This is a genomic window from Spirillospora sp. NPDC047418 (genome assembly GCF_040643275.1).
GTDB lineage: Bacteria > Actinomycetota > Actinomycetes > Streptosporangiales > Streptosporangiaceae > Spirillospora.
Genome location: NZ_JBEYTW010000005.1, coordinates 41,291 through 66,371, shown reverse-complemented (window position 1 = coordinate 66,371; position 25,081 = coordinate 41,291). Strand labels below are relative to the sequence as shown.

The window sequence follows — 25,081 nt, the reverse complement described above, 5'->3', positions numbered from 1 at the left end:
CATGCAGACCCTCGCCGTCGACCACCCCCTCGTCGCGCACAAGCTCACCACGCTGCGGGACGTCCGCACCGACTCCCCCACCTTCCGGCGCCTGGCGGACGAACTCGTCACCCTGCTCGCCTATGAGGCCACCCGCGACGTCCGGGTCGCGGACGCGACCGTCGCGACCCCGCTCGTCGAGGCGCGGGGCGTCCAGCTGGCGAGCCCGAAGCCGCTCGTCGTGCCGATCCTGCGCGCCGGCCTCGGGATGCTGGACGGCATGACGCGGCTGCTCCCCACCGCCGAGGTCGGCTTCCTCGGCATGATCCGGGACGAGGGCACCCTGCAGGCCCAGACGTACGCGACCCGGCTGCCGGACGACCTGTCGGGGCGCCAGTGCTACGTCCTCGACCCGATGCTCGCCACCGGCGGGACGCTCGCCGCCGCGATCCGGCTGCTGCTCGACCGCGGCGCCGACGACGTCACCGCGATCTGCCTGCTCGCCGCGCCGGAGGGGCTGAAATACCTGGAGCAGGCGTTCACCGACATCTCGGCGCCGGTCAAGGTGGTGACGGCCGCGATCGACTCCCACCTCAACGAGCAGGGCTTCATCATGCCCGGCCTCGGCGACGCGGGGGACCGCCTGTACGGCGTCGTCTGACCCCTGCCCCCGCGCCTCCCGCGGAGTGCACGTCACGGTCCCGCGACCTGCGGGTCACGGCCCGATACCGGACGTGACCTGCGATGTTCGTTCACGGCCGCAGGGGGTAACTAGCCCCTACGGAACGCCAGTGCGCGTTCCCCTCCGCCGTCCCGGCACAGGGGACCGTTTCGGACCGGGCGGCGCGAGCGAGTCTGGGGGAAACGTCATGGCTCACCAAGGGGACGATCTGCCGCGCTACGCCGCGATCGGCGAGCGGCTCATCGAGGAGTTCGACGGGGTGCACGGGGCCGACACGGTGGACCGGTGCGTCTCCGCCGCGCGCTACGGCGCCGAAGAGGTCACGGGGTCGGCGCCGCCCGACTTCGTGGAGCGCATCGCGCGCCGCCATCTGGAGGTGCTCGCGACCGTCGCGGCCGAGAAGCGCCGCAAGGCGAGCCGCTCCTCGCTGGACAACGCTCCCTAGACCGGACGCGCCACAGACCTTGCTTTGCCGGTAGGGCGGGCTGTGCGAAACTGAACCGGGGTCCGTGAGTCAACGCTCCGGGAGGCAGCCGTGCCCGCAAAGAAGTACATCACGTGGGCCGCGGTGGCCTTCGTGGCGTTCTACGTGATCAACCAGCCGGACGGCGCGGCCCAGTCGGTGGAGAACGCCGCCAACGGGATCGCCTCCGCCGCCGACTCCCTGGCCACCTTCGTCAACGCGCTCGCCTGAGGCCGGGATGAGGCTCGTCACTCCCGGCGACTCCGCGCCCGCGTCGGTCAACAAGTACCTCCTCCCGCACGAGAACCAGGTCATCACGGTGCGCCGGCATCCGGCCATCCTGATGGTCCCGGTCGGGCTCGTCCTCGGCGGTCTGATCATCGCGGGGGTGCTGAGCAACACCGTCGCCAGCGACGCCGGGACGGTCATCAGCTGGATCTGGTGGGGCTGGCTGATCCTGCTCGCCTGGTTCGTCTGGCGGGTCGCCGAGTGGTCCGTCGACTACTTCGTGATCACCAACCAGCGGATGCTGCTGACCACCGGCCTGATCACCCGCAAGGTCGCGATGATGCCGCTGGCCAAGGTCACCGACATGAGCTTCAAGCGGACGATCGCGGGCCGCATGCTCGGCTACGGCGAGTTCATCCTGGAGTCCGCCGGCCAGGACCAGGCGCTCACGAACGTCGACTACCTCCCCTACCCGGAGCAGTTGTACCTCGAAGTCTGCGAGATGATCTTCCCGAACAAGAACCCGGAACCCCCGGAGAAGACGCTCCCCCCGCCGCCGCCCCCGCGCAGGCCCCGGCGCACCGAGGACGTCCCCACCTCCCCCGGCCCCGACGCCGACCTCTGACCCGCCGCGCCCGCCCCCGGCGCGGGTGCTGGCCGGAAAGCGCGGTGGAGTGGTCAATATCGGCGGTGTCCGAGATCTCGGGCGCTCGGTCGGATAGCGTCTGCTGCGTGACAGACGTCGCGACCGCCGGACGTTCCACGGCACGGACCGGCGCGCCCACCGGGATCCGGCAGGGTGCGCGCGGCAGCCGGACGGGTCCGGCCGGACGGCGTCCCAGACCCCCGCTTCCTTGCTCTCGATGTGCGATAACGCGCAATGTGCAATCATGTCGGCACCCCAGTCGCCTGTTTACTTCCGCTAAGTGAGTCCACATGCCGGGTCCAGGCAATGTCGGAGAACGTGTCCGCAACCTGCGGCTGACCAGACGCTTGTCGCAGGCGCAGCTCGCCGGTCACGACCTCTCCGACAGCTATATCTCTTTGATCGAGTCGGGCAAGCGCACGCCGACGCCGACCGTCCTGCGGATGCTGGCCGAGCGCCTCGGCTGCACCCCGGAGTACCTCGCGGAGGGCGTCGAGCCGGAGCAGCGCGCCCACCTGGAGGTACGGGAGCGGCACGCCCACCTCGCGCTGCTGCGCGGCGACGCCGCCACCGCCGAGGCCGGGTTCGACGAGGTGATCGCGCGCAGTGACGACCCCGACCTGACGTCCCGGGCCCGCTGGGGCCGCGCCCGCGCCCTGGAGGAGCTGGGCCGGACCGACGCCGCCATCGCGCTGTTCGAGGAGCTGCGCGAGCAGGCCGAACGCGACCCGGGCCGGGCCAGCTGGCTGCCGCCGGTGATCGCGCTGGCCCGCTGCTACCACGCCGTCGGCGACCTGGGGCAGGCGATCGCGCTCGGCGAGCGGGCCGTGGCACGGCTCGAGCAGCTCGGGCTCGGCGTGGGCCACGAGTTCACCGAGGCCGGCCGGATCCTGCTCCTCGCCTACGTGGATCGCTCCGATCCCGCGCGCGCACACGAGCTCGGACGGCGCCTCCTGCACCCGGAGCAGTCCGCGGACGTCGATCTGGTGAGCGTCCACTACCAGCGGGCGAGCATGCGGGCGCTGGAAGAGGGCACCGTCGGCGACTCCCTGTACTTCGCCGATCAGGCCCTGGCGGCGCGTACCGACGCCAGTCCCGTGCAGAGCCGTGCGCGTCTCGCCCTGGCCGGGGCGAAGGCGCTGCTCAGGGGCGTCGTCCCGTTCTCGGCCATCGCGCCCCCGGGGGCGATGGCGCCGGCCGAGTTCGGGTTCGAGAACCCGCGGCCGGAGGGCACGCGCGAGGCCGCGCGAGAGGCCCTGGAGCTGCTGCGGGCGACCGATGACCTCGAAGGCGACGAGTCCACCGAGCGCACGATCGCCAAGGCGCGCGCACTCGTGCTCATGGGCGAGCTGGACGACGCCATCGCCACGCTGGAGCAGTTCCTCAACACCGGCATGGCCCTCGCCGCGCCGACCAGCAACCACTCCGTGACCCCGCAGCCCGGCGGCGACCTCGCCGTGCGGACGCAGAAGACCGTCCTGGCCCGGCTCGTCCTCGCGCGCGCACGCGTGGCCCAGGGCGACAACATGGCGGCCAAGGTCGTCCTGCGGGCCGCGTCCGAGCAGCTCACGACGCTGCCCGCGGGACGTCCGGCGGCGCACCTGTTCAGGGAACTGGGCGAACTGGACGAACTCGTCCAGGACATCGAAGGCGCGGCCGCCGCCTACCGCCAGGCCCTGCAGGCCGCCGGCCTCTCCGCGTCCCAGCTCACGTCCCCGCCGCCCGGCGCCCGCGCCCACTCCCTCCACGGCCCCCACGACGACCCCGGAGCCTGACTCCCGCGCCCGCGGGCGAGGACGAGGCGCCGGGTGCGCTGTGACGGACGTCCCCATCGGAGGGGAACAAAGCGGACCCGATCTTGCTTTAACCTAAACGTAGGATGACTGGTTGACCGGAGGTTCGAGGATGACGTTGCGCACGGCCCGGCGGTCCTCGCTGGTCGACCAGGTGATCGACCAGCTCAGGGACGAGATCGTCGGACGGAACTGGCCGGTCGGCGAGAAGATCCCGCCCGAGCCGGTACTGGCGGAGACGCTGGGGGTCGGGCGCAACACCGTCCGCGAGGCGGTCCGCGCCCTCACGCATGCGGGCCTGCTGGAGAGCCGGCAGGGCGACGGGACCTACGTCCGGGCGACGAGCGAGCTGTCCGGGGCCGTCCGGCGGCGCCTGGAGACGGCGGAGCTCGTCGAGACCCTGGAGGTCCGGCGCGGGCTGGAGGTCGAGGCCGCGAGGCTCGCCGCCACGCGCCGCACCGACGCCGACATCGCCGCCATCGCGGTCGCCCTCGCGCGCCGCGACGCCGCCTGGGCGGCCGGAGAGCACGCCGCGTTCGTCGAGGCCGACCTGGCCTTCCACACCGCCGTCGTCGAGGCCACGCACAACCGCGTCCTGACGGACCTGTACCGCGACTTCAGCGCCGCGCTGCGGGCCAGTATCGGCACCGCGGGCGCCCTGCTGGAGCACGCGGACGTCCCGCACGGCCCCATCGCCGCCGCCGTCGAGGCGGGCGACGCCGACGCGGCGAGCCGGGCCACGCACGCGTGTCTCGACCAGATCCTCGCCTCCACCGCGCCGGTCGCGCGTCCCGCCGAGCCCTGACCGGCCCCGATTCCCCTGTACAGCGAGGTGCCCGGCGTTCGGCGCCGGGGTCGATGACGTGATGAGCAAGGTGAGATGAGTACTTCTGCGACGACTCCGGTCTCCCGCGCGACGGCCGTCTGGTCGCTCGTCGGGCTGGTGCTGCTGACGGTCAACCTGCGGGCCGCGATCACCGGGATCGCCCCGGTGCTCGGCGAACTGCAGGACGCGTTCGGACTGTCGGGCGCCGAGGTCGGCGTCCTCACCACGCTGCCGGTGCTGTGCCTCGGCGCCTTCGCCGGCCTCGCGCCGGTGGTGGCGCGGCGGCTCGGCACCGAGACGGTCATCGCCGGGTCCCTCGTCATGATCACGGCGGGGATCGTGCTGCGCGTGGTGCAGTCGCCGGTGTCGCTGTTCGTTGGAACGGTCCTGGCGGGCGCCGGGATCGCGATGGGCAACGTCCTCATGCCGGCCGTGATCAAGCGCGCGTTCCCGTCCCGCATCGGCTCCCTCACCGGGCTCGCCATGATGCTCATGGCGACCAGCGGCGCCGTCGCGGCCGGGCTCGCGGTGCCGCTGGACGAGACCGGCGGGTGGCGGCTCGCCCTCGCCGTCTGGGCCGTCCCGTCGCTGGTCGCCGCCCTGGTGTGGGGGCCGCTCGCGCTCCGCGGCCGCCGCGCGCCGACCGCCCCCGTCACGGCGCCGCGCGGCGAGGGGTCCCTGCTGCGCTCCCGGGTCGCCTGGCACGTCGCCGTCTTCATGGGGCTGACGTCGCTGATGTTCTACGTCCTGATGTCGTGGCTGCCGGAGATCATGCAGGACGCCGGGTTCGCGCCCGCCGCCGCCGGGATGATGGTGTCGGTGATGCTGGTCGTCGGCATCCCGCTGGGCTTCATCGTCCCCGTGTTCGCGGCGCGGTTGCCCGACCAGCGCCCGCTGATCGTCGCCGTCGCGGTCACGATGGTGGTGGGCATCGGCGGGCTGCTGCTCGCCCCGTCCGCCGGCTGGGTGTGGGTGATCCTGCTCGGGCTCGGCACCGGCAGCGCGTTCCCGCTGGCGTACACGCTGCTCAGCCTGCGCGCGCCGAGCCCGTCCGTGGCGGCGGCGCTGTCCGGGATGGCGCAGACGGGCGGCTACCTCCTGGCCGCCACCGGCCCGCTCGCGGTCGGGGTGCTGCACGAGGCCACCGGCGGCTGGGACGTCCCCCTCGCCCTCCTGCTCGTGCTGGTCGTGCCGGAGGTGGTGTTCGGGCTGCTCGCGGCGCGCCCCGGGTTCGTCCGCCCGGCCCGCACGCGGACCCGTGCCGCCGAGCCGGCCCCCGCCCTGGCGCCCGCCCGTACGCGCTGATCAGGACATGTCGACGGCGTCCAGGTCCAGGACGCGCGCGTGCAGGACGAGTCGCTGGTGCAGCGCCGCCCGGAGCGCCCGGTGCAGGCCGTCCTCCAGGTAGAGCTCACCGCGCCACTGGACGACGTGCGGGAACAGATCGCCGTAGAACGTGGAGTCCTTCGAGAGCAGCGACTGCAGATCCATCTCGCGCTTGGTGCTCACGAGCTGGTCGAGGCGTACCTGGCGAGGCGGGATCTTGGCCCAGTCACGGGACGAGAGCCCGTGGTCGGGATAGGGCCTTCCATCACCCACCGCCTTGAAGATCACCCTTCGAGTCTACGGCGTGGCACTCCGCCCGGAGAAGGCAACGCAACAACACGTGTCACTCGAGTTGCCCCATTCGGTAAACCAGTTACATCCCAGCTCAACCCACCCGTCACTAACTTCCGCCCGCCCCGGCGCCCACTCCCGCGTCCGGCCCGGCGTCCGGCCTGGTGACGGGAACGACGGTCAGCAGATCCTCCAGACCGACGAAGTCCTGCGGGTTGGTGGTGTAAAGAGGCAGCCCCTCCGCGACGGCGACGGAGGCGATCATCAGGTCGGCGATCCGGCGCCGCGGTCTGCGGCCCGCCGCGACCACGGCCGCGCACACCCGCCCGTAGATCCGGGCGGCCTCGACGTCGAACGGAATCGGATCGAACTCGTTCTCCGTACGCTGCAGCACGTCCAGCCGCCGCTCGCGTCCTGGTCGGCGAGCCCTGTGCCACGCGGTGGCACGGGTGGGTTTGGGGATGCGAAAGGCCGGTGCCCGTTGTGGGCACCGGCCTCGGTGTGGCGGAGGATGCGAGATTCGAACTCGCGAGGGCGTGAACCCAACACGCTTTCCAAGCGTGCGCCCTAGGCCACTAGGCGAATCCTCCACGGGGAAGCCTACCGGTTCTCGGGCAGTGACCTGACACCAATTACGGCAGAGACCGGGATCGGGCCGTAGACGTGGGGGAACACGTCATCGCCGACGGGCTCGTAGCGGACGGGGACGTCCAGTTGGGGCACGTCTATGACCAGAAGGACGAGGTCCTCCCGCTCGATGCCGGTGTAGAAGCGGCCGAGGACGCCGTCCACCTGGGCCATGTCGGACGAGCAGTGGACGAAGCCCTCCTCGTCCAGCGTCCGGCCCAGCGTGGACATGGTGTACGACACACCGGCGGCGCGCGCGGATTCCCAGTGGGTTCGTTCGGCGATGTGCAGGAGCGTGTCCTGGGGTGCGGCGGGCATGGGGCGGAGACTACGCGGGAAGCGTGGCGATCCGGGGTCGGGGATGGCATAGACTCGGGGCAGACCCCTCGCATGGCGTCATCCTGTGAACCTCCCCAGGGCCGGAAGGCAGCAAGGATAAACAGGCTCTGGCGGGTGTGCGGGGGGTCCCTTTCGTTTGTGACGCTCTGCTTCTCCAGGAGGGCGGACCCCCGATGAGTCTGGCGCTGTACCGCAAGTACCGGCCTGCGACGTTCGCCGAGCTGAAGGGGCAGGAGCACGTCGCCGAGCCGCTGCAGCAGGCGCTGCGCAACGGCCGGATCAACCACGCGTACCTGTTCAGCGGTCCGCGCGGCTGCGGCAAGACGTCCAGCGCCCGGATCCTCGCCCGTTCGCTGAACTGCGAGAAGGGGCCGACGCCCGACCCGTGCGGCGAATGCGACTCGTGCGTCGCGCTCGGCCCGTCGGGGACCGGCCACATCGACGTGATCGAGATCGACGCCGCGTCCCACGGCGGTGTCGACGACGCCCGCGACCTGCGGGAACGCGCCTTCTTCGCGCCGGTGGCGGCGCGCTTCAAGGTGTACATCATCGACGAGGCGCACATGGTGACCCGCGAGGGCTTCAACGCGCTGCTGAAGCTCGTCGAGGAGCCGCCGCCGCACCTGAAGTTCGTGTTCGCGACCACCGAGCCCGAGAAGGTCATCGGGACGATCCGGTCCCGGACCCACCACTACCCCTTCCGGCTGATCCCGCCGGGCGTGCTGCAGGAGCTCGTCGAGGAGATCCTGCGGGCCGAGGACGTGCCCTACGAGACGTCCGCGCTGCCGCTGGCGGTGCGGGCCGGGGCGGGTTCCGCCCGCGACACGCTGTCCATCCTGGACCAGCTGCTCGCCGGGTCGGACGAGAAGGGCATCACCTACGCGCGGGCCGTCTCGCTGCTCGGATACACCGACTCGGCCCTGCTGGACGAGGTCATCGCCGCCTTCGCCGCCCGCGACGGCGCCGCCGTCTTCGCCGCCATCGACCGGGTGGTCGAGAGCGGCCAGGACCCGCGCCGGTTCACCGCCGACCTGCTGGAGCGCATCCGGGACCTGGTGATCCTGTCGAACGTCCCGGAGGCCGGCGGGACGGGGCTGCTGAACGTCCCGCCGGACGAGTTGGAGGCGATGCGGCGGCAGGCGTCCTCGATGGGGCCGGGCGAGCTGACCCGCGCCGCCGACCTGCTGCACACGGGCCTCACCGAGATGCGCGGCGCCACGTCCCCGCGGCTGCTGCTGGAGCTGATCTGCGCCCGCATCCTGCTGCCCGCGGCCTACGACGACGAGTCCTCGATGTTCGCCCGCCTCGACCGCCTCGAACGCCAGGCCTCCCAGGGCGGTTTTGCCTCCTCTTCTCAGGGTGGCGGCGCGTCCGCGGCGGTCAATCCCCCTGCCCCTGCTTCTGCCCCTGTCCCTGCTGAGCGGCCTTCCCCGGCGCCCGCCGTCGTCGAGCGTCCTGCCGCTCCGGAACGTCCCGTCGAGCCTCCGCCGTCCGCGCCCGCCGAGACGCGGCCGAGTCCCCCGCGTGCCGAGCCGACCCCCGCCCCGCGTGCCGAGCCGACCCCTGCCCCGCCCGCCTCCGCCGGCGGGGTGGACTTCGGGAGCGTTCAGCGGCTCTGGCCGGACGTCGTCGAGGCGGTCAAGCAGAAGAGCCGCGCCACCTGGATGACGATCATGTCCGGGGTGCAGCCGATATCGCTGGACGGCAAGGTCCTGACCTTGGGCTTCGACGCCGAGGGACGCCGCCTGGGGTTCGTGAACGGCGGCCGTGACACCGTCCTCCGCGAGGTCTTCAAGGAGCGCATGGGCGTCGACTGGCGCATCGAGACCGTCGTCGGAGGCGGTGGTGGCGGGGGCGGACGTCCCCCGAGCCAAGGCCCCGGCGGGGGCGGGCGGCCAGGTCCCGGCAGCAGCCCCGGCAACGGGTTCGGCTCCGCACAGTCCTCCGGTTTCGGATCGGGCGGCGGGCAACCCGCGTCGGGCGGGTTCGGCAGCGCGCCGGAGCCGCAGGCGGCGCAGCCCGCGTCCCAGCCGTCCCGCCCGAACCCCGTCCCCCGCCCCGCGAACGGCGAGAGCCGGGCCCGGCAGGCGGATCCGGGGCCGATGCACCCGCCGCCGGACGAGCCCCCGCCGCCGCCCGAACCCGCACCGGTGGACGAGAGCGACGAGGTCGACCCCGAAGGCGACGCGGACGCCGACGGCACCGAGGCCGAGATGAGCGGCATGGCCCTCATCCAGCGCGAACTCGGCGGCCAGGTCATCCGCGAGATCGACAACTCGAACTAGCGGGCGGCGGCCCGGCCCCCGGGCTCAGTGCCGGCTCAGTGGTGGCTGAGGACGTTGACCACTCGGCCGTTGGGGTCGCGGACGAAGAATCGCCGCACTCCCCACTCCTCGTCCTGGAGGGGATGCACGATCTCCGCACCCCTCTCGCGCATGGCCGCGAAGGCCGCGTCCACGTCGTCCACCTCGATGCTCATGTCGGGGACGACCGGCCCCGTCTTGTCCTCGGTCATGAAGCTGACCTGTGCCATGGGAGCGGACGGGGAGGCGACCGTCATGATCCAGCCCTGGTTCATGACCTCCTCGAAGCCCAGCAGCCCATAGAACTCCCGGTTCACCTCCACGGACTCCGTCTGGACGTTGGGCACGACACGGCGAATAGACATCGACTACTCCAAATCTGCATCTGACCACTGACGTCCATCGTCTCCGGCGAGCCCGCCGTCGTCTTGGACGGATGGCACCTGGGCAAGTCGGAGCCCTTACAGGTGTCGGATCACCTTCGCGGGGTTGCCGACGGCCACGACGTTGGGCGGGACGTCCTTGGTCACGACCGAGCCGGCGCCGATGACGCTGTTCGTGCCGATGGTGACGCCGGGCAGGACGATGGCGCCGCCGCCCAGCCACACGTTGTCCTCGATCACGATCGGCTCGGCCGCCTCCAGCTTGGCGCGCCGCTGCGCGGCGTCGAGCGGATGGGTCGGCGTGAGCAACTGGACGTTCGGGCCGATCTGCACGTCGCTGCCAATGGTGATGGGTGCGACGTCCAGGGCGGTCAATCCGTAGTTGGCGAACGTGCCGGAGCCGACGGTGATGTAGGAGCCGTAGTCGACGTACAGCGGCGGACGGATGTGCGCGTCCGCGGCGATCGAACCGAGCAGTTCCTCCAGGATCGGCCGCGCGGCCTCCTGGTCGGTGGCGTAGACCTCGCCGTACCGGTGGGCCAGGGCGATCGCGCGCTTGGAGGCCGCTTCCAGGGCGGGGTCGTCGGCGATGTAGAGGTCACCGGCCAGCATCCGTTCGCGGTTGCTCCGCGTGTCCCCGGCGAAGAAATCAGTCATCGAACACGACCCTAACCCCGGGACGCAGGCCCGCACGTGACCTCAGGGGGTCAGAGCCTGGCGGATGGACTGGGCGGCCTCCCGGTGCTCTGCGGCCGTGGACGCGTCGTCCGGCTCAAGGACGGCGGCGATCCCCTCGTGGGCCAGTGCCTCCGCGTACCGGTAGCCCAGTTTCGGCGCCAGCTCCAGGGCGAGGCGGTGCAGGCGCAGTGCCTCTTCCGGCATTCCCGCCAGACGGCAGGTCTCCGCGTATCCGTCGAGGAAGTGGATTTTCCAGTGCTGCTCGAACAACTCCTCAAGGAGCGTGAACGCCTGGCGGTGGGAGGCCAGGGCCTCCTCGTACCGGCCCATCCGGCGGAGCGCGACGCCCAGGCAGTTGAGGCACCACGCCTCGTTGTGCTTGTGCCCGTCCTCGCGGGAGGCCGCCAGCGCCTGCTCCAGGTGCTCCATGGCCTCGCCCGGCTCGTCACCGGCGATGGCCACGCCGAGGGTGATCCGGGCCGTCAGCGCCGGCGGCCATGCGGGGTCGGTGTGCGGGGCGTCCAGCACGGTGCGGGCCAGCCGCGCCGCCTCCTCGCGGTTCCCCAGTTGCAGCATCGCCCAGGCCTCGTACGCGGTCGCGTGGGCCGCGCCCATCGGGCAGCCGGCGTCCGCGTACAGCGCGCCGGCCAGCCGGAAGAGGTCGAGCGGCTCCTCGACGTTGCCCTCGTCCCAGCCCAGGTAGCCGCGGCGCATGGTCAGCTCGGCCGCGGAGCGGGTGTCCCCCGCCTGCGACACCAGCGGAGCCGCGGCCGTGTAGGCGGCGGTCGCCTCCGCCATCCGTCCCGCGTTGTAGCGGGCGAAGCCCAGGTCGCTGTGCGCCTCGGCCAGCCGCAGCGGGTCGTCCAGGCGCTGCGCGGCGGCCAGTGAGTGCTCGAACAGGACGTTGAGGTGGGTGGTCCCGCAGCGCCGCGCGAAGTACGCCCGCATGTACCGGGGCAGCTCGCACACGTGCGTGTCGGCTCCGGTGTGGACCGCCGCCCCGAAGACGGCCATCAGGTTGGCGTACTCCGCCGTGAACCAGGAGAGCGCCTGGTGCTTGCCGGTGAACTCCGGCAGCTCGGCCGGACGCCGCCCGGCGGAGACGTCCCGGACGGGGGACAGGTACGACATCGCGGAGTCGGCGGCGGCCGCCGCGTGCACGTAGTAGTCGAGCACCCGGCCCAGCGCCCGCTCCAGTTCCGCCGGGGCGTCGTGCTCCTCGGCGGCGCGGCGCGCGTGCTGGCGGACGAGGTCGTGCAGCCGGTAGCGGCCCGCCGCCGGCTGCTGGACGAGGTGCGCGTCGAGCAGGTCCTCCAGCATCGCCCGGGCGCGGCGCAACGGCAGGTCCCCGAGCGCCGCCGCCACGTACTCGTCGAACGTCGCGCCCGGCAGCAGGCCCAGCAGGCGGAAGAAGCGCTGCTGCACCCGGTCCAGCTGCCGGACGGACATCGCGAACGCCGTGTCGAACTCGCCGGCGCCCTCCGCCAGCCGCTCGACGAGGACGCCCACCGTCCAGCCCGGACGGTGCCGCAGCCGCGCCGCCGCCAGCCGCAGCGCCAGCGGCAGGCGGCCGCACAGCCGCAGCACCTCGGCGGCCGATTCGGGATCGCGGGCCAGCCGGCCGTCCGATCCGCCCGGGTCGCCGCTGGCGCGGGCCAGCAGCTCGGCGCTCTCCCCGGGGGTCAGGACGTCCAGCGACACCGGCGGCACCTCGTCCAGGCCGAGCAGCCGGTTCCGGCTGGTGATCAGCGCGACGGACGGTCCGGCGCCCGGCAGCAGCGGCCGGACCTGGTCGGCGTCCACGGCGTTGTCGAGCACCACGACCACCCGCCGGTGCGCCAGCTCCGACCGCCAGTAGGCGGCCAGCGGCTCGATGCCGCCCTCCTGCGGGATCTTCTCCGACGGGGCGCCGAGCGCCGCGAGCAGCGTCCGCAGCGCGGGATCGGGGCCGAGCGGCTCCCGCCCGGCGGTGAACCCGTGCAGGTCGACGTAGAGCTGGGCGTCGGGGTAGTCGGTGGTGAGCCGGTGCGCGGCGCGCACCGCCAGGCAGGTCTTGCCGACGCCCGCCATGCCGTCGACGGCGACGACCCGGTCGGTGCGGACGGCGGCGAGCACGGCGGCGAGTTCGGCTTCGCGTCCGGTGAAGTCGGGCACGTCACGCGGCAGGTCGTTGCGGGGCGGGGCCGGCGCGCCGGCGGGCGGCGCCGGCGGCTGGACCTGGCGGCTCGTCTTCGGCGGCGCCGGCAGCGGGTCGGCCGCCCGTTCCCACAGCGGACGCAGCGGGCGCGGGTCGCGCTTGACCAGCCGGCAGAGCGCGATCACCGCGGGCCAGGGCGGGACCGTCCGGCCGCTGAGGTAGCGCGAGAGCGAGGACGAGCTGAGGCCCGTGTCCCGCGCGAGCGCCCGGACGCCTCGCCCGGACACCTCCTGGAGCAGGCGCAGCCGGGACGCGAGTTCGTCCTGCGGGCCGGCGCCGTTCCGTGTCGGCTGTTGCGTGACCATCGTTCCTCCGCCTCGCCGTCCCACCCCGGCGGAAGTCCTCTGGGGCGCGTTGCCGCAGTTCAGAGCCGTTTCAAGTGTCCCAGAGTGTCCCACCGCCCTCGTCATGGTACGGCCGTCCGGCTGTGATGGGGACATGCCCCGAGGGAACGGGGCACCGGCCGCAAAGAGGGAGAGAAACCGAAATGCAGTCCCGTATGCAGAACCCCGCCGTCGTCCTGTCCAGCGCGATGCAGCCCATCCAGGAGATCTTCAAGGCGGTGCACTCCGGCGGAGTGGACGGGCAGACGCTCGAACTGGTGCACCTGCGCGTCAGCCAGATCAACGGCTGCAGCGCCTGCGTCGACGCCGGCGCCAAGACGTCCCGCAAGGCGGGCGTGAGCGACGAGCGGCTGGCCACGGTCGCCGCCTGGCGGGAGGCCCCGTACTTCTCCGACGAGGAGCGGGCGGCGCTCGCGCTGGCCGAGGCCGCGACGCGCCTGGCCGACCGCCCCGACGCGGTGAGCGACGAGATCTGGGACACCGCCGCCACCTACTTCGACGAGAAGCAGCTCGCCGCGATCGTCCTGATGATCGGCGTCACGAACCTGTTCAACCGGCTCAACGCCACCACCCGCCAGATCGCCGGCGCCTGGGGCTGACCCACCCCGGCAGCCCCCACCGACCCCCGCCAGACCCGACTCGCCGACCGGCGGACGCTAGGAGATTCCCAGCCATGAACGAGACGACGAAGAGCACCGAGACCACGAAGACCGCCACGTCCGCCACGTCCGCCGGCGGGAAGTTCGACGGGTTCACCGACGACGAGCGGGCCGCGATGAAGGAGCACGCCCAGGAGCTGAAGCGGGCGGCGCGCCGCGGCAAGGCCAAGGCGGACGGCGAGCGCGACGTCCTCGCCAAGATCGCCGAGATGGCGGACGCGGACCGGGTCCTCGCCGAGCGCCTGCACGAGATAGTCAAGGCCGTCGCGCCGGGCCTCACCCCGAAGACCTGGTACGGGATGCCCGCCTACGCCAAGGACGGCAAGGTGCTCTGCTTCTTCCAGAGCGCGGCGAAGTTCAAGGCCCGGTACGCGACCCTCGGCTTCAACGACGTGGCGGCCCTCGACGACGGCGCCATGTGGCCGGCCGCCTTCGCGCTGACGGCGCTGACCGACGACACCGAGGCCCGGATCAGCGAGCTCGTGCGGCGGGCGGCGAACTGACGATCTGGACGGCGTCCGCAGGCCGGGTTCCCGGGGTGATCCCCCGGGCGCCCGGCCCGGCCGTTTCCAGGGGGTTTGACGCGCGGCCGGCGTGGGACCACTCCTGCCAAGATCGTGACGGGCGTACTTACCGCATCATGGCGCGAACCCGTAGTCTCGGGGGACGGACGTCCGGTGGCTGGCGGAGCGCCAGAGAGAAGGCCCCCGGCGGGGGGCCGGAAAAGGGAGTGCACCGTGGAACCCGGTGGTCAGTTGAACATGCAGGAGCTGCTGCAGCAGGCGCAGGCCATGCAGGAGCAGCTCTTCAACGCGCAGCGCGAGCTCGCGGAGGCCGAGGTGAAGGGCACCGCCGGCGGCGGGCTCGTCACCGCGACGGTCAACGGGCAGGGCGAGGTCACGGGACTGTCGATCGACCCGAAGGCCATCGACCCCGACGACCCGGCCGACACCGCGGAGACCATCGCCGACCTCGTCCTCGCCGCGATCCGCGACGCCGCCCGCGAGGCACAGGAGCTCCAGCAGGAGAAGATGGGACCGCTCGCGCAGGGCCTCGGCGGGCTGCCGGGCGGCGGCGACCTTCCCGGCGGCTTCCCCGGCCTCGGCGGCGGCCCGGGCGGCGCCTGAGCCCACCGGCCTCGAACCCCGGGGCCCTTGAGCGCCGGGGCCCTGACCGCGCACGGCGCGCACGGCGTCCACGACGCACGGCGTCCACGACACACCAGGCGCACAGCACGCACGACTAGGAAAGGAGGGGTCCGTTGTACGAGGGGGTGGTTCAGAACCTCATCGACGAGCTGGGCAGGCTGCCCGGCGTCGGCCCCAAGAGCGCGCAGCGGATCGCCTTCCACCTGCTCGCCGCCGACCCGGCCGACGTCGAACGGCTCGGCAAGGCGCTCAAAGAGGTCAAGGACAAGGTCCGCTTCTGCAAGACGTGCGGGAACGTCGCGGAGGAAGAGGAGTGCCGGATCTGCCGGGACGCCCGCCGCGACCCGCACATCATCTGCGTCGTGGAGGAGTCCAAGGACGTCGTCGCGATCGAGAAGACCCGCGAGTTCCGCGGCACCTACCACGTCCTCGGCGGCGCGATCAGCCCGATCGAGGGCGTCGGCCCGGACGACCTGCGCATCCGCGAGCTGATGCAGCGGCTCGCGGACGGGACGGTCACGGAGCTGATCCTCGCCACCGACCCCAACCTGGAGGGCGAGGCCACCGCGACCTACCTCGCCCGGCTCGTGAAGCCCATGGGCCTTACCGTCACCCGTCTGGCCAGCGGCCTGCCGGTGGGTGGCGACCTCGAATACGCAGACGAGGTGACGCTGGGCCGCGCATTCGAAGGACGGAGGCTGCTCGATGTCTGACACCAACAGCCCGCAGGACTGGAACGCCCTCGCCGAGCGCGTGGCGTGCCATGTCGACAACTACCTGAACGGACTGGAGGCGGTCGCCCGCGGCGACGGCGGGACGCACACGATCCCGCTGCTCCTCCTCGAAGTGTCGCAGGTCATCCTGGCCGGCGCGCAGCTCGGCGCCAGCGCCGACGTCATCCTGCCCGACAACTGGGAGCCGGAGGTCGGCGACGACCCCGACCTGGACGCGATCCGGCAGGGCCTGTCCGAGCGCCTCGTCGCGCTGGACGAGTACGTCGAGGTCTTCGACCCGTACAAGGACGCCGAGACCACGTCGTACCGCCTGTCGGACGACCTGGTCGACGTCGCCAGCGACCTCGTCCACGGGCTGCGCCACTACAACCAGGACCGGCCGCTGGAGGCCCTCTGGTGGTGGCAGTACTCCTACTTCAACCACTGGGGCAACCACGCGGGCGCCGCCCTGCGCGCCCTGCACGCCTTCGTCGCGAACGCCCGCCTGGACGTCGCCCCGGAGACCGAGGCCGCACCCGCCTGACCGTGCGCCGTTCGGCGGGCTCGGACGGACGGCCGGGGCTATCCGTCCGAGGGGGAGGTCGCGGGCGCGTCCAAGCCCCACGCGACGAGTTCGGCCGCCTTCTCGGCGTCCGGTCCGAGCTGCTCGCCGGCCTGCGAGGCGTACTGCCCGAGGTCGCCGTCCCAGACCACGGTCGCCGTCCGGCCCCGGTAGGCGACGCGCAGCGCGGACTCGTCCGGCGGCGTCACCGACACCTGCGGGGCGCGCCGCCGCAGCGCCGCGTACAGCGAGTACAGCGGCCCCCTGCGGACGCGCGGCAGTTCATCGGACGCGGCCATCGGCTCTCCCATCGGCTCGGTCACCGCCGCGCACGCCCCGCCGGGATCACGGCGGGGGACGCGACGGCTCACCCGTGGACGAGATGAACCACGGCACCCCGCCGTTACGTAGACGCGTCGCCCCCCTCCCGGGTGGTCCGGGAATACCCGGGGATACGGCGGGAGTGGCGTGCGTGCGCCGGCTCGGCCGGGGGCCGCGGCGCGGGAGGCCGTCCGGGCGTCAGGCCACGCGGCCCCGGAAGGTGCCGGCGTTCTGGAAGGCGCCGTCCAGGACGCGGCCGACCTCGTCGAGCTTCTTGCGGACCTTCGCGACGCCGATGGCGCCGCCGGAGATGCCGGTCGTGGCGAGTCCCGCGTCGACGACGACGCTGCCGTCCTGCTGGGGGCGCAGGATGATGCGGTACTTGTAGTGGGTGGCGAAGGCGCCGAGGAGCATCGCCTTGGTGCGGCTGCCCTTCTCGATGATGCACTCGCCGGGGTTCTCCCAGGTGAAGCGGAAGCCCTCGGCCCCCAGCACCTGCTCCAGCACGGGACGGACCTGGTCGGGCGTGCCGGTCACATGGATCTTGACGGAATCGGCCATGATGTTCCTTCGTCGGGGGACTACCGGGGGTCCGCTCGCGACGGCGGGACGATGGCGTGCCGGCGCCTGCGCGCGGGATGTCGAGCAGTGAATCATAAGACTCCCGCGAGCGCCGCCGCGTTCACCGGGCCACAGTGGAGTTACCTGGTCGTAATCGATCGGCGGGCGCTCGGTAGACTCATCGATCGGAACGCCCGACCCCGATCCGAGGAGCGCCCACCCGTGGCTCTAATCGTGCAGAAGTACGGTGGCTCCTCCGTCGCCGACGCCGATGGCGTCAAGCGGGTCGCCCAGCGCATCGTCGCAACGAAGAAGGCGGGGAACGACGTGGTCGTCGTCGTCTCCGCCATGGGCGACACGACGGATGATCTCATCGATATGGCCAAGCAGGTCAGCCCCCTGCCGCCGGGCCGTGAGCTGGACATGCTGCTCACCGCCGGCGAGCGGATCTCGATGGCGCTGCTGGCGATGGCCATCGCGAACCTGGGCCACGAGGCCCGCTCGTTCACCGGCTCCCAGGCCGGCGTCATCACCGACGGCTCGCATGGGAAAGCCAAGATCATCGATGTGACGCCGGGGCGGATACGGACCGCGCTGGACGAGGGCTCGATCTGCATCGTCGCCGGTTTCCAGGGCGTCTCGCAGGGCACGAAGGACATCACCACGCTCGGCCGCGGCGGCTCCGACACCACGGCGGTCGCGCTCGCCGCCGCGCTGGACGGCGACGTCTGCGAGATCTACTCCGATGTCGACGGCGTGTTCACCGCGGACCCGCGCATCGTGCCCGCCGCGCACAAGATCCCGAAGATCTCCTACGAGGAGATGCTGGAGATGGCGGCGAACGGTGCGAAGATCCTGCACCTGCGCTGCGTGGAATACGCGCGCCGCTACAACATCCCGATCCATGTGCGGTCCTCGTTCAGTCAGAAGGAGGGCACGTGGGTCGTCGACAGCAGCGAGATCGAAGGACACGACATGGAGCAGGCGATCATCTCCGGCGTCGCGCACGACCGGAGCGAAGCCAAGATCACCGTGGTGGGGGTGCCCGACAAGGTCGGTGAGGCCGCCGCGATCTTCTCGGTGCTGTCCGACGCCGAGATCAATATCGACATGATCGTGCAGAACGTGTCGGCGGCGTCCACCGGGCGGACCGACATCTCGTTCACGCTGCCGTCCACCGACGGGCAGACCGCGCTGACCGCGCTGAACAAGCTGAAGGGCCGCATCGGCTTCGAGTCGCTGCGCTACGACGACCGCATCGGCAAGGTGTCGCTGATCGGTGCCGGCATGCGCTCGCACCCGGGCGTCACCGCCAAGCTGTTCAGCGCCATCGCGGAGGCCGGCGTGAACATCGAGATGATCTCCACGTCGGAGATCCGGATCTCGGTCGTCGTCGCCCAGGACGACGTCGACACCGCGGTCGCCTCCGCGCACCACGCGTTCGACCTCGACTCCGACCAGGTCGAGGCCGTCGTCTACGGCGGCACCGGCCGCTGACCTGCCACGAGGAGCCGCGCCGTCCCGGGACGCCCCCGGAGCCGGCGCGGCTCTTCGCATGCGCGCGGTGCCCTCCGGAGCCGGCGCGGCTCCCCGTATGCGCGCGGTGCCCCCGCGATCGTCATCGGCGCGGACGTCGGTATGGGGGTGTTCGCGGGCGGTGGTGCGCTTTTGGGAACCGGTCGTGCGCGGCGGTAGTTCTGTGGGTGTGAGTGCGACGATGGGCTCCGCCTTGCCGACCCTCGCGGTCGTCGGCGCGACCGGGGCGGTCGGTGCGGTGATGCTCGACCTGCTGTCCACCCGCAGGGACGCGTACGGGGAGATCCGGCTCGCCGGGTCGGCGCGGTCCGCCGGACGCGTGCTCCGGGTGCGCGGCGAGCCCGCCGAGGCGGTGCCGCTCGCGCCGGAGGTCTTCGCGGGCGCCGACGTCGCGGTGTTCGCGGTGCCGGACGGGGTGGCCGCCGAGTGGGCGCCGGTCGCGGTCCGGCACGGCGCCGTGGCGGTGGACGGGTCGCGCGCGTTCCGGGGCGCCCCGGACGTTCCGCTCGTCGTCCCGGAGGTGAACCCCGAGCGGGTGCGCGACCGTCCGCGCGGCATCGTCGCGGGCCCCGGCTGCGCGACGCTTTCGATGATCGTGGCGATCGGCGCGCTGCACGCGCGGTACGGGCTGCGGGAGCTGGTGATCGCGTCCTACCAGGCGGCCTCCAGTGCGGGCCGGCACGGCATCGACACCCTGTACGCGCAGCTGGAGAAGGTCGGCGGCGACCGGGCGCTCGGCAACCGGGCCGGCGACGTCCGCGGCGCGGTCGGCGACCTCGGCCCGTTCCCGGCGCCGCTCGCGCTGAACGTCGTGCCCTGGTCGGGGACGCGGGAGGACGGCGGCTGGACGTCCGACGAGCGCGGCCTGCGCGACGAGACCCGCCGGATCCTCGGCCTGCCCGAACTGAAGGTGTCGGCGACCTGCGTCCGCGTGCCCGTGGTCACCGGGCATTCGATGGCCGTGCACGCCGTGTTCGGCGAGCGCACCGACCAGCGGGAGGCGCAGGGGATCCTCGCCCGCTCGCCCGGCGTGGTCCTGTGCGACAACCCGGAGACCTACGAGTTCCCGACGCCCGCCGATGTCGCCGGCACCGACCCGACGTGGGCGGGCCGCGTCCGCCGCTCGCTCGACGACCCGCGCGCCCTCGACCTGTTCCTGTCCGGCGACAACCTCCGCAAGGGCGCCGCGCTGAACACCGCGCAGATAGCCGAACTGGTCGCCGCCGAACTGACCGCCTGACCCCGGACGGCGGCCCGCCCGCGCGAGCGGGGCGTCGCACCGGGGACCTAAAGTGGCATGCGTGACCGAGACGAAGGCCGTGAAGTCCGAGCAGACGCGGGCCGCGATCGTCGAGACGGCGCTGCGCCTGTTCCGGGAGCGCGGATACGAGGCGACGACCATGCGGGCGATCGCGAAGGAGGCGGGCGTCTCGGTCGGCAACGCCTACTACTACTTCGGGTCCAAGGAAGAGCTGATCCAGGCCTACTACGACGAGCTGCAGGACGAGCACGTCGCCGCCTGCCGGGCCGTCCTCGACACCGAGCGGGAGTTCGCGCCGCGGCTGCTCGGCGTCCTGAAGGCCCGGGTCGACACGATGGTCCCCTACCACGAGTTCGCGGGGAAGTTCTTCAAGTTCGCCGCCGAGCCGACCAGCCCGCTCAACCCGTTCAGCGCCGAGTCGGGCCCGGCCCGCGACTCGGCGGTCGCGATCTACCGCGAGGTCGTCGAGGGCTCCGACCTGAAGATCGACAGGGAGTTCCGGGCGGAGCTGCCCGAGCTGCTGTGGATCTACTCGATGGGCATCGTCCTGTACTGGGTGCACGACGACTCGCCGGGCTGCCGCAAGACGTACCTCCTCGTCGAGCGGACGGTCCCGCTGGTGAACCGCATGGTGTCGATGTCGCGCCTGCCGGGCTTCAAGTCGGTGACGCGGGAACTGGTGGGGATCATCCGCGAAGTCCGCGCCTGAGCCCCGCGCGACCCCGTGCTTGTGCGCCGGGTCAGCGGAAGGTGATGTCCCAGTGGTCCTTCTCGCGGGCGAAGACGGTGCCGTCCGGTGCGCGGTAGAGGCGGGCCCCGTCGCCGCGCGTGCCGGTGGACGGGTAGCGCTTGATCGCCGCGTCCACGCAGCGGCTGGGGGAGATGTCGAGTTTGTAGCCGTTCGCATGGCTGTAGGTGCCCGGTGCGTGCCCGCGCTCGGTGCCGCCGGTGACGGTGATCTTGCAGCCGCTCGATTCCGCGAAGTCGATCAGGCCCTTGACCGTCCCCCAGCGGACGCCCTTGAACGACGTGCAGGTCCGGATCGTCCGGTCGGAGCAGCCTCCGGTCGAACGCCACCGGATTCCGCCGCCGCGCAGCGCGGACTCCGCGAACCGCTGCTCCAGCCGCAGCGACGCGGGCAGGTCCGGCAGCTCCGGTAGCTTCTTCGGTAGCGCCTCCTGGGCCGGTGTCGCGGGTTCGGCGTCCGGCGACATCGGCGGACGGGTGAGGGGCGAGGCCACCGCTGACGGGTCCTGCGCCGGCGCGAAGGGCACGTTGTCGGCGGGGCTCTCGCCGGCCGACGGGGCCGCCACTGCCGGGCGGGGAGTCTGTGCGGGCGGTGGGCTCGCGTGCGCCGAGGTGAGGCGGACGTCATGGGTGGTTGCGGAGGCCGGGAGCGGGGTGAAGGTCGTCGCCGCGACGGCCAAGGCCGTGACCACGCCGGTCACCCGGAAGGCCACGTGGTGCGGGCTCGGTATTCGGTCGCCGAAAGCGCGTTCGGCGTACGTATGGGCGTGCCGGACGAGCGCACGGGCGTGCCGAAGACGTGTCATCTGGGTCCCCCCGATCGGTGCTCTTCGATTACCGGGGGGTAGGCCGGCCGTCATGATCAACGGCCGACCCGAGGATGCCCAAGGTTCGATCTTGTAAACGCGGGGGACGGACGCCGCCGGCGCCCGTCCCCCGAAAGATCACGACATACCGAGATGCTTGCGGGCGAAGTTCATTTCCGCGGCCATCTGCGTGATCCGCTCCTCGACGACGAGGGAGCCGTGCCCCGCGTCGTACCGGTAGACCTCGTGCGGGAGGCCCAGCCCGGCCAGCCGGCCGAGGTAGTTGTCGATCTGCCGGATCGGGCAGCGCGGGTCGTTCTCCCCGGCCAGGACCAGCACCGGCGCCTTGACCGCGTCGACGTAGGTGATCGGGGACGAGGCGCGGTAGCGGTCCGGGACCTCGTCCGGCGAGCCGCCGAACAGCGAGCGGTCGAACGCCTGCAGGCCCTCCATCTCGTCCTCGTACGCGGCGACGTAGTCGGCGACGGGGACGGCGGCGACGGCGACGCTCCAGTCGTCCGGCTGCGTGCCGATGCCGAGCAGGGTGAGGAAGCCGCCCCACGATCCGCCCGTCAGCACGAGCCGGGCCGGGTCGGCGAGCCCCGACGCGACGGCCCAGTCGCGGACGGCCTTGATGTCCTCCAGTTCGGTGAGCCCGACGCGGCCCTCGATGGCGTCCCGCCATTCCGAGCCGTAACCGGTGGAGCCCCGGTAGTTGACGCGGACGACCGCGAACCCGTGGTCGACCCAGGCGGCGGCGGTCGGCACGAACGAGTCGTCGTCCTGCGCGGTCGGCCCCCCGTGGACGTCGAACACGGTCGGGTATGGGCGGTCGCCGTCCGGCTTGCTGACCAGCGCGTGGATGCGGCCGCCGGGGCCGTCCACCCACACGTCCTCGACCGGGACGGACGGCGGCGCCGCCGGGCCGGGCGGGGTGAGCACGACCGCGCCGGACGTGGAGCGGATCACCGGCGGCTCGGCGGCGGACGACCACGAGAACTCGACCGTCCCGTCCGGCCGGACACCGGCGCCGCCGATCACCCCGCGCGGGGTGTCGATCCTGGTCAGGGAGCCCGATTCCAGGTCGTACCGGTACAGCTCGTCGCGCGCCTCGTGCGAGTGGGAGATCAGCAGCGCGGTCCCGTCCGGGTACCAGTCGGCGCCGATCTCGCCGGGCAGGTCGAGGACGATCTCCCGCTCGGTCCCGGCGACCGGGTCCCAGACGAGCATCTCGTCGCGGCCGCGCCGCTCATGGTTGACGAGCAGCCGTGCATCGCCATCGACCGGGGCGAATCCGGAGCCGTAGACGCCCTTGCCCGGCCCGTCCCACAGGTCGGCGACCGTGGACCCGTCGGGGCGCAGCACGCGCAGCGCCATGTGCCGGCTGTCGCCGTGCTCACTGTGGCCTATCGCGACGAGGGTTTCGTCGCGGGAGAGGGCGGCGACGTGCGCGTCCTCCGCGTGGTGGTAGAGGACCTCTGGCTCGACCCCGGGACGGCACAGGTGAATGGTGTTGCCCTGGTCGGTCGTCCGTCCGACGACCGCGAGACCACTGCGGCCCAGGGACAGCCCGGATGGGTACGACGGCTCCAGCCCGGGCACGGCCGGTTCGCTCTCCGTCCCTTCGCCTGTGAAGGGGATGCGGTTCCATACGCCGAACTCGTCGCCGTCGGTGTCCGCGAACCACCACAGCCATTCGCCGGACGGGTCGACGGTCCCCATCCACGTCCCGTTGGGACGATCGGTCATCTGGCGTTGCGCACCGGTTTCCCGGTCCCACGCGTAGATCTCCCACGTCCCGGTCACGTTCGACCGGTAGATGCTGCGGTTGGGGGCGTCACGCGCCCATCGGGGCAGGCTCATCCGGGCGGCCCGGAAACGCGCCTTCCAGCGCTCGTCGTCGACCATGCACCCAGTATCCCGACCGCGTGCGGTGGTCAGGGCGCGCTGTGGTCAGGGCGCGCAGGAGCAGGGCGGGCCGTGGTCAGGGCGTGCGGCCGTCAGGGCGTGGTGAGGCGGCCGAGGAGCTGGTCGATCGCGGCGCGGACCTGCCGGTCCATGGCGCGCGCGAACCCCGCCTCGACCGTGACCTGCGCGCCGGGCCGCAGCCGCGCGAGGGTCTCGGTGAGTTCGCCGAGGTCGTGGTCGTCGATGCGCTGCACGACGTGCGTGGTGATCAGCCGGACGAACATGGCGGCCAGGTCGTCCATGCTGCGCTGGAGCTCCATGCCCGCCGACAGCACCGCGTCCAGCGGCACCCCGGCGCGGACGAGCGTCACGGTCGCCTCCAGCTGGCGGCGGCTCCAGTGCGTGATGAGGTCGCCGTCGACCTCGATGTGGCCGAGTTCGATGGCCCGCGCGATGGATTCGGGGCCGATCTCGCCGGGGAACAGCGCCGCCGCCTCGTCCAGCGTCATCGTGACGGGGACCTCGTTCGACCACGGCGTCGTCACCGCCTTCTCGACGCCGAGGAGGGCGCCGATGTCGCGGCCCTGCTCCCACGCCGACAGCAGTTCCCGGATGCCCTCCAGGGTGTGCCCGCGCTCCAGCAGGTTCCCGATCATGCGGAGGCGGGCGAGGTGGTCCTCGGTGTAGAGGCCGATGCGCCCCTCGCGGCGGGGCGGCGGCAGCAGCTTGCGTTCCTGGTAGTAGCGCAGCGTCCGGACGGGGACGCCCGCCGCCGAGGCGAGTTCACCGATCCGGTACTCGCGTTCCCCGCCCTCGGGACGGTCCCTCGCCGGCTCTTCGCTCACGGGCGTCAGCATAGTTCGCGGCCGGACCCGGTCACACCGTGCACCGTCCGGTAGCGGAACGGGACCGGGGCCGCGAACGTCGGACCTGCGTCGCCGTCACCGTTCACAGAGTCGGCATTCACAGGAAGGCCCCCCATGGCCAAGACCCGTCCCGTCGCACTCGCGTTGGCCGCCCTGATCGCCGCGTTCGGGCTGACCGCGTGCGGCCAGGACAGATGGTGCGAGCACGACGCCACCGACACCAAGGTCAGCGACCGCTTCTGCAAGAACGGCACGCCGGGGTACGAGTGGGAGCCGGACGGCGACCACAAGACGAAGCACAAGAAGACGAAGCACAAGACGTCCAGGACCAAGTCGCACCACTGAGGGCCAGGTCGCGCTTGGTGGCAAGGTCGTGCTTGAGGGCCAAGTCGGCTTGAGCGCTAAGGGGCCCGCCGGACGGTCCTGACCCGGCGTTGCCGGCGCTGGGGCCTGTCGTTCCCGGACCGGGCCGACTGGGCGGCCTGGGCCGCCGCCTCGGCGGCGAGGAGCTCGCGGAGCGAACGGGGAAGGATGTCCTCGCGTCGCTCGATGAACGGTGAACGCATCGGATTCTCCCTGGGTGGATGGCTTGGTACGGGAGGGTCAGGCGGCCGTATGGGCGGAGGGGTAGGCGGCGGCCACGGTGTCGAGCGCCCAGCGCATCCGGGCGCGGTAGGTCTCCGGGTGGTCGCCCGCCTCCTGCGCCACACCGGCGAGGCAGGCGGAGCTGTCGCCGCCGCAGGCGCCGATCCGGTCGTCGATCGCCGCGCGGACCTGCTCGGCGGAGGGCCGGTCGGACTCCTGCAGCCCGCTGCAGAACAGGATCTCGGCCAGGTCGGAGGCGGTCATCGAGGTGAGGGTCGGCGTGTTCGCCATCGTGTGCCTTCT

At 72.3% G+C, this 25,081-nt stretch carries 29 protein-coding genes, 1 tRNA gene, 1 other RNA gene and 1 pseudogene; 18 read left to right on the top strand and 14 right to left on the bottom strand.

What is annotated here, in order from left to right:
- Position 1 precedes the first annotated feature (1 nt).
- The 7 genes and pseudogenes from upp (at position 2) to ABZ806_RS04490 (ending at position 5,922) form a co-directional block, all read left to right on the top strand.
- Positions 2 to 640: a uracil phosphoribosyltransferase gene (upp, locus tag ABZ806_RS04520; protein ID WP_500215305.1), complete on the top strand. Its 639-nt coding sequence runs from the start codon at positions 2 to 4 to the stop codon at positions 638 to 640.
- A gap of 208 nt (positions 641 to 848) precedes the next feature.
- Positions 849 to 1,106, top strand: a complete 258-nt coding sequence (locus ABZ806_RS04515) for a hypothetical protein (RefSeq protein WP_346041143.1) — start codon at positions 849 to 851, stop codon at positions 1,104 to 1,106.
- A 90-nt stretch (positions 1,107 to 1,196) separates the two neighbouring features.
- Complete coding sequence (locus ABZ806_RS04510) at positions 1,197 to 1,355, top strand: hypothetical protein (protein ID WP_500215303.1); 159 nt, start codon at positions 1,197 to 1,199, stop codon at positions 1,353 to 1,355.
- A 7-nt stretch (positions 1,356 to 1,362) separates the two neighbouring features.
- Positions 1,363 to 1,872, top strand: a pseudogene (locus ABZ806_RS04505) (PH domain-containing protein); the annotation flags it as partial.
- A gap of 416 nt (positions 1,873 to 2,288) precedes the next feature.
- Positions 2,289 to 3,773 (top strand): helix-turn-helix domain-containing protein, encoded by a 1,485-nt coding sequence (locus ABZ806_RS04500; protein WP_500215302.1) that lies wholly within the window; start codon positions 2,289 to 2,291, stop codon positions 3,771 to 3,773.
- Between the two features lie 130 nt (positions 3,774 to 3,903).
- Positions 3,904 to 4,596, top strand: coding sequence for a FadR/GntR family transcriptional regulator (locus tag ABZ806_RS04495; protein WP_500215301.1), 693 nt, complete (start codon positions 3,904 to 3,906; stop codon positions 4,594 to 4,596).
- 75 nt (positions 4,597 to 4,671) lie between these two features.
- Positions 4,672 to 5,922 (top strand): CynX/NimT family MFS transporter, encoded by a 1,251-nt coding sequence (locus ABZ806_RS04490; protein ID WP_500215299.1) that lies wholly within the window; start codon positions 4,672 to 4,674, stop codon positions 5,920 to 5,922.
- Here ABZ806_RS04490 and ABZ806_RS04485 read toward each other — a convergent pair whose 3' ends face one another.
- The 4 genes from ABZ806_RS04485 to ABZ806_RS04470 all read right to left on the bottom strand — a co-directional run bounded on the left by ABZ806_RS04485 (position 5,923) and on the right by ABZ806_RS04470 (position 7,179).
- Entirely contained in the window at positions 5,923 to 6,231 is a 309-nt protein-coding gene (locus ABZ806_RS04485) for a type II toxin-antitoxin system VapB family antitoxin (protein ID WP_500215297.1), read from the bottom strand.
- A gap of 112 nt (positions 6,232 to 6,343) precedes the next feature.
- On the bottom strand, positions 6,344 to 6,697 hold the full coding sequence (locus tag ABZ806_RS04480) for a PIN domain-containing protein (RefSeq protein ID WP_500215501.1): 354 nt from the start codon (positions 6,695 to 6,697) through the stop codon (positions 6,344 to 6,346).
- Between the two features lie 39 nt (positions 6,698 to 6,736).
- Positions 6,737 to 6,824 (bottom strand) — tRNA-Ser (locus tag ABZ806_RS04475).
- Positions 6,825 to 6,834: 10 nt separating this feature from the next.
- Positions 6,835 to 7,179, bottom strand: a complete 345-nt coding sequence (locus tag ABZ806_RS04470; RefSeq protein ID WP_500215295.1) for a DUF952 domain-containing protein — start codon at positions 7,177 to 7,179, stop codon at positions 6,835 to 6,837.
- 59 nt (positions 7,180 to 7,238) lie between these two features.
- Here ABZ806_RS04470 and ffs point away from each other — a divergent pair.
- Positions 7,239 to 7,334, top strand: an RNA gene (gene ffs / locus ABZ806_RS04465) — signal recognition particle sRNA small type.
- Positions 7,335 to 7,373: 39 nt separating this feature from the next.
- The gene (locus tag ABZ806_RS04460) at positions 7,374 to 9,485 is read left to right on the top strand and encodes a DNA polymerase III subunit gamma and tau (RefSeq protein ID WP_500215294.1); all 2,112 of its coding nucleotides are present in this window, start codon (positions 7,374 to 7,376) and stop codon (positions 9,483 to 9,485) included.
- Between the two features lie 35 nt (positions 9,486 to 9,520).
- Here ABZ806_RS04460 and ABZ806_RS04455 read toward each other — a convergent pair whose 3' ends face one another.
- The 3 genes from ABZ806_RS04455 to ABZ806_RS04445 all read right to left on the bottom strand — a co-directional run bounded on the left by ABZ806_RS04455 (position 9,521) and on the right by ABZ806_RS04445 (position 13,066).
- Positions 9,521 to 9,868, bottom strand: coding sequence for a VOC family protein (locus tag ABZ806_RS04455; protein WP_500215293.1), 348 nt, complete (start codon positions 9,866 to 9,868; stop codon positions 9,521 to 9,523).
- A gap of 96 nt (positions 9,869 to 9,964) precedes the next feature.
- Positions 9,965 to 10,543, bottom strand: coding sequence for a sugar O-acetyltransferase (locus ABZ806_RS04450; RefSeq protein ID WP_500215291.1), 579 nt, complete (start codon positions 10,541 to 10,543; stop codon positions 9,965 to 9,967).
- Between the two features lie 42 nt (positions 10,544 to 10,585).
- Entirely contained in the window at positions 10,586 to 13,066 is a 2,481-nt protein-coding gene (locus ABZ806_RS04445) for a tetratricopeptide repeat protein (protein WP_500215289.1), read from the bottom strand.
- A 182-nt stretch (positions 13,067 to 13,248) separates the two neighbouring features.
- Here ABZ806_RS04445 and ABZ806_RS04440 point away from each other — a divergent pair, with 182 nt between their 5' ends.
- The 5 genes from ABZ806_RS04440 to ABZ806_RS04420 all read left to right on the top strand — a co-directional run bounded on the left by ABZ806_RS04440 (position 13,249) and on the right by ABZ806_RS04420 (position 16,169).
- Complete coding sequence (locus ABZ806_RS04440; RefSeq protein ID WP_500215287.1) at positions 13,249 to 13,704, top strand: carboxymuconolactone decarboxylase family protein; 456 nt, start codon at positions 13,249 to 13,251, stop codon at positions 13,702 to 13,704.
- Positions 13,705 to 13,880: 176 nt separating this feature from the next.
- Positions 13,881 to 14,267 carry an iron chaperone gene (locus ABZ806_RS04435; RefSeq protein WP_500215500.1) on the top strand — a complete coding sequence of 129 codons (387 nt, stop codon included), beginning with the start codon at positions 13,881 to 13,883 and terminating at the stop codon, positions 14,265 to 14,267.
- A gap of 234 nt (positions 14,268 to 14,501) precedes the next feature.
- Entirely contained in the window at positions 14,502 to 14,891 is a 390-nt protein-coding gene (locus tag ABZ806_RS04430) for a YbaB/EbfC family nucleoid-associated protein (protein ID WP_500215286.1), read from the top strand.
- A gap of 134 nt (positions 14,892 to 15,025) precedes the next feature.
- Positions 15,026 to 15,625, top strand: a complete 600-nt coding sequence (recR, locus tag ABZ806_RS04425) for a recombination mediator RecR (RefSeq protein WP_067628314.1) — start codon at positions 15,026 to 15,028, stop codon at positions 15,623 to 15,625.
- Positions 15,618 to 16,169 carry a DUF5063 domain-containing protein gene (locus tag ABZ806_RS04420; protein ID WP_500215284.1) on the top strand — a complete coding sequence of 184 codons (552 nt, stop codon included), beginning with the start codon at positions 15,618 to 15,620 and terminating at the stop codon, positions 16,167 to 16,169. Before recR ends, ABZ806_RS04420 begins: the two co-directional genes overlap by 8 nt.
- Before the next feature lie 38 nt (positions 16,170 to 16,207).
- Here the strand turns inward: ABZ806_RS04420 and ABZ806_RS04415 are convergent, their stop codons facing one another.
- Both ABZ806_RS04415 and ABZ806_RS04410 read right to left on the bottom strand, forming a co-directional pair.
- Positions 16,208 to 16,558 carry a hypothetical protein gene (locus ABZ806_RS04415; RefSeq protein ID WP_500215282.1) on the bottom strand — a complete coding sequence of 117 codons (351 nt, stop codon included), beginning with the start codon at positions 16,556 to 16,558 and terminating at the stop codon, positions 16,208 to 16,210.
- A gap of 148 nt (positions 16,559 to 16,706) precedes the next feature.
- A complete protein-coding gene (locus ABZ806_RS04410) occupies positions 16,707 to 17,069 on the bottom strand; it encodes a hypothetical protein (RefSeq protein WP_500215280.1) in 363 nt (120 codons plus the stop codon).
- A 222-nt stretch (positions 17,070 to 17,291) separates the two neighbouring features.
- Between ABZ806_RS04410 and ABZ806_RS04405 the strand changes: the two genes are divergently transcribed.
- The 3 genes from ABZ806_RS04405 (at position 17,292) to ABZ806_RS04395 (ending at position 20,575) form a co-directional block, all read left to right on the top strand.
- Positions 17,292 to 18,566 (top strand): aspartate kinase, encoded by a 1,275-nt coding sequence (locus tag ABZ806_RS04405; protein WP_500215278.1) that lies wholly within the window; start codon positions 17,292 to 17,294, stop codon positions 18,564 to 18,566.
- Between the two features lie 220 nt (positions 18,567 to 18,786).
- Positions 18,787 to 19,845, top strand: coding sequence for an aspartate-semialdehyde dehydrogenase (locus ABZ806_RS04400; protein WP_500215498.1), 1,059 nt, complete (start codon positions 18,787 to 18,789; stop codon positions 19,843 to 19,845).
- Between the two features lie 61 nt (positions 19,846 to 19,906).
- Positions 19,907 to 20,575: a TetR/AcrR family transcriptional regulator gene (locus ABZ806_RS04395; RefSeq protein WP_500215277.1), complete on the top strand. Its 669-nt coding sequence runs from the start codon at positions 19,907 to 19,909 to the stop codon at positions 20,573 to 20,575.
- Between the two features lie 31 nt (positions 20,576 to 20,606).
- Here ABZ806_RS04395 and ABZ806_RS04390 read toward each other — a convergent pair whose 3' ends face one another.
- The 3 genes from ABZ806_RS04390 to ABZ806_RS04380 form a co-directional block, all read right to left on the bottom strand.
- Positions 20,607 to 21,419 carry a hypothetical protein gene (locus tag ABZ806_RS04390; RefSeq protein WP_500215275.1) on the bottom strand — a complete coding sequence of 271 codons (813 nt, stop codon included), beginning with the start codon at positions 21,417 to 21,419 and terminating at the stop codon, positions 20,607 to 20,609.
- A gap of 138 nt (positions 21,420 to 21,557) precedes the next feature.
- Complete coding sequence (locus ABZ806_RS04385) at positions 21,558 to 23,327, bottom strand: S9 family peptidase (protein WP_500215273.1); 1,770 nt, start codon at positions 23,325 to 23,327, stop codon at positions 21,558 to 21,560.
- Positions 23,328 to 23,419: 92 nt separating this feature from the next.
- Positions 23,420 to 24,172 carry a MerR family transcriptional regulator gene (locus tag ABZ806_RS04380; RefSeq protein WP_500215272.1) on the bottom strand — a complete coding sequence of 251 codons (753 nt, stop codon included), beginning with the start codon at positions 24,170 to 24,172 and terminating at the stop codon, positions 23,420 to 23,422.
- A 135-nt stretch (positions 24,173 to 24,307) separates the two neighbouring features.
- Between ABZ806_RS04380 and ABZ806_RS04375 the strand changes: the two genes are divergently transcribed.
- Positions 24,308 to 24,538 carry a hypothetical protein gene (locus ABZ806_RS04375; protein WP_500215270.1) on the top strand — a complete coding sequence of 77 codons (231 nt, stop codon included), beginning with the start codon at positions 24,308 to 24,310 and terminating at the stop codon, positions 24,536 to 24,538.
- A gap of 56 nt (positions 24,539 to 24,594) precedes the next feature.
- On the opposite strand, the gene ABZ806_RS04370 is transcribed toward ABZ806_RS04375, so the two are convergent.
- Entirely contained in the window at positions 24,595 to 24,759 is a 165-nt protein-coding gene (locus tag ABZ806_RS04370; protein ID WP_500215268.1) for a hypothetical protein, read from the bottom strand.
- Positions 24,760 to 24,796: 37 nt separating this feature from the next.
- Complete coding sequence (locus ABZ806_RS04365; RefSeq protein WP_500215267.1) at positions 24,797 to 25,069, bottom strand: hypothetical protein; 273 nt, start codon at positions 25,067 to 25,069, stop codon at positions 24,797 to 24,799.
- Positions 25,070 to 25,081: the final 12 nt, after the last annotated feature.

Bases quoted from the DNA above. Each gene is read 5' to 3' on its own strand.
- ABZ806_RS04490 (WP_500215299.1), top strand. From the start codon at position 4,672: ATGAGTACTTCTGCGACGACTCCGGTCTCCCGCGCGACGGCCGTCTGG.
- ABZ806_RS04515 (WP_346041143.1), top strand. From the start codon at position 849: ATGGCTCACCAAGGGGACGATCTGCCGCGCTACGCCGCGATCGGCGAG.
- ABZ806_RS04455 (WP_500215293.1), bottom strand. From the start codon at position 9,868: ATGTCTATTCGCCGTGTCGTGCCCAACGTCCAGACGGAGTCCGTGGAG.
- ABZ806_RS04385 (WP_500215273.1), bottom strand. From the start codon at position 23,327: ATGGTCGACGACGAGCGCTGGAAGGCGCGTTTCCGGGCCGCCCGGATG.
- ABZ806_RS04440 (WP_500215287.1), top strand. From the start codon at position 13,249: ATGCAGTCCCGTATGCAGAACCCCGCCGTCGTCCTGTCCAGCGCGATG.
- upp (WP_500215305.1), top strand. From the start codon at position 2: ATGCAGACCCTCGCCGTCGACCACCCCCTCGTCGCGCACAAGCTCACC.
- ABZ806_RS04495 (WP_500215301.1), top strand. From the start codon at position 3,904: ATGACGTTGCGCACGGCCCGGCGGTCCTCGCTGGTCGACCAGGTGATC.
- ABZ806_RS04435 (WP_500215500.1), top strand. From the start codon at position 13,881: ATGAAGGAGCACGCCCAGGAGCTGAAGCGGGCGGCGCGCCGCGGCAAG.
- ABZ806_RS04500 (WP_500215302.1), top strand. From the start codon at position 2,289: ATGCCGGGTCCAGGCAATGTCGGAGAACGTGTCCGCAACCTGCGGCTG.
- ABZ806_RS04420 (WP_500215284.1), top strand. From the start codon at position 15,618: ATGTCTGACACCAACAGCCCGCAGGACTGGAACGCCCTCGCCGAGCGC.
- ABZ806_RS04460 (WP_500215294.1), top strand. From the start codon at position 7,374: ATGAGTCTGGCGCTGTACCGCAAGTACCGGCCTGCGACGTTCGCCGAG.
- ABZ806_RS04400 (WP_500215498.1), top strand. From the start codon at position 18,787: ATGGGCTCCGCCTTGCCGACCCTCGCGGTCGTCGGCGCGACCGGGGCG.
- ABZ806_RS04410 (WP_500215280.1), bottom strand. From the start codon at position 17,069: ATGGCCGATTCCGTCAAGATCCATGTGACCGGCACGCCCGACCAGGTC.
- ABZ806_RS04445 (WP_500215289.1), bottom strand. From the start codon at position 13,066: ATGGTCACGCAACAGCCGACACGGAACGGCGCCGGCCCGCAGGACGAA.
- ABZ806_RS04365 (WP_500215267.1), bottom strand. From the start codon at position 25,069: ATGGCGAACACGCCGACCCTCACCTCGATGACCGCCTCCGACCTGGCC.
- ABZ806_RS04375 (WP_500215270.1), top strand. From the start codon at position 24,308: ATGGCCAAGACCCGTCCCGTCGCACTCGCGTTGGCCGCCCTGATCGCC.
- ABZ806_RS04370 (WP_500215268.1), bottom strand. From the start codon at position 24,759: ATGCGTTCACCGTTCATCGAGCGACGCGAGGACATCCTTCCCCGTTCG.
- ABZ806_RS04390 (WP_500215275.1), bottom strand. From the start codon at position 21,419: ATGACACGTCTTCGGCACGCCCGTGCGCTCGTCCGGCACGCCCATACG.
- ABZ806_RS04450 (WP_500215291.1), bottom strand. From the start codon at position 10,543: ATGACTGATTTCTTCGCCGGGGACACGCGGAGCAACCGCGAACGGATG.
- ABZ806_RS04470 (WP_500215295.1), bottom strand. From the start codon at position 7,179: ATGCCCGCCGCACCCCAGGACACGCTCCTGCACATCGCCGAACGAACC.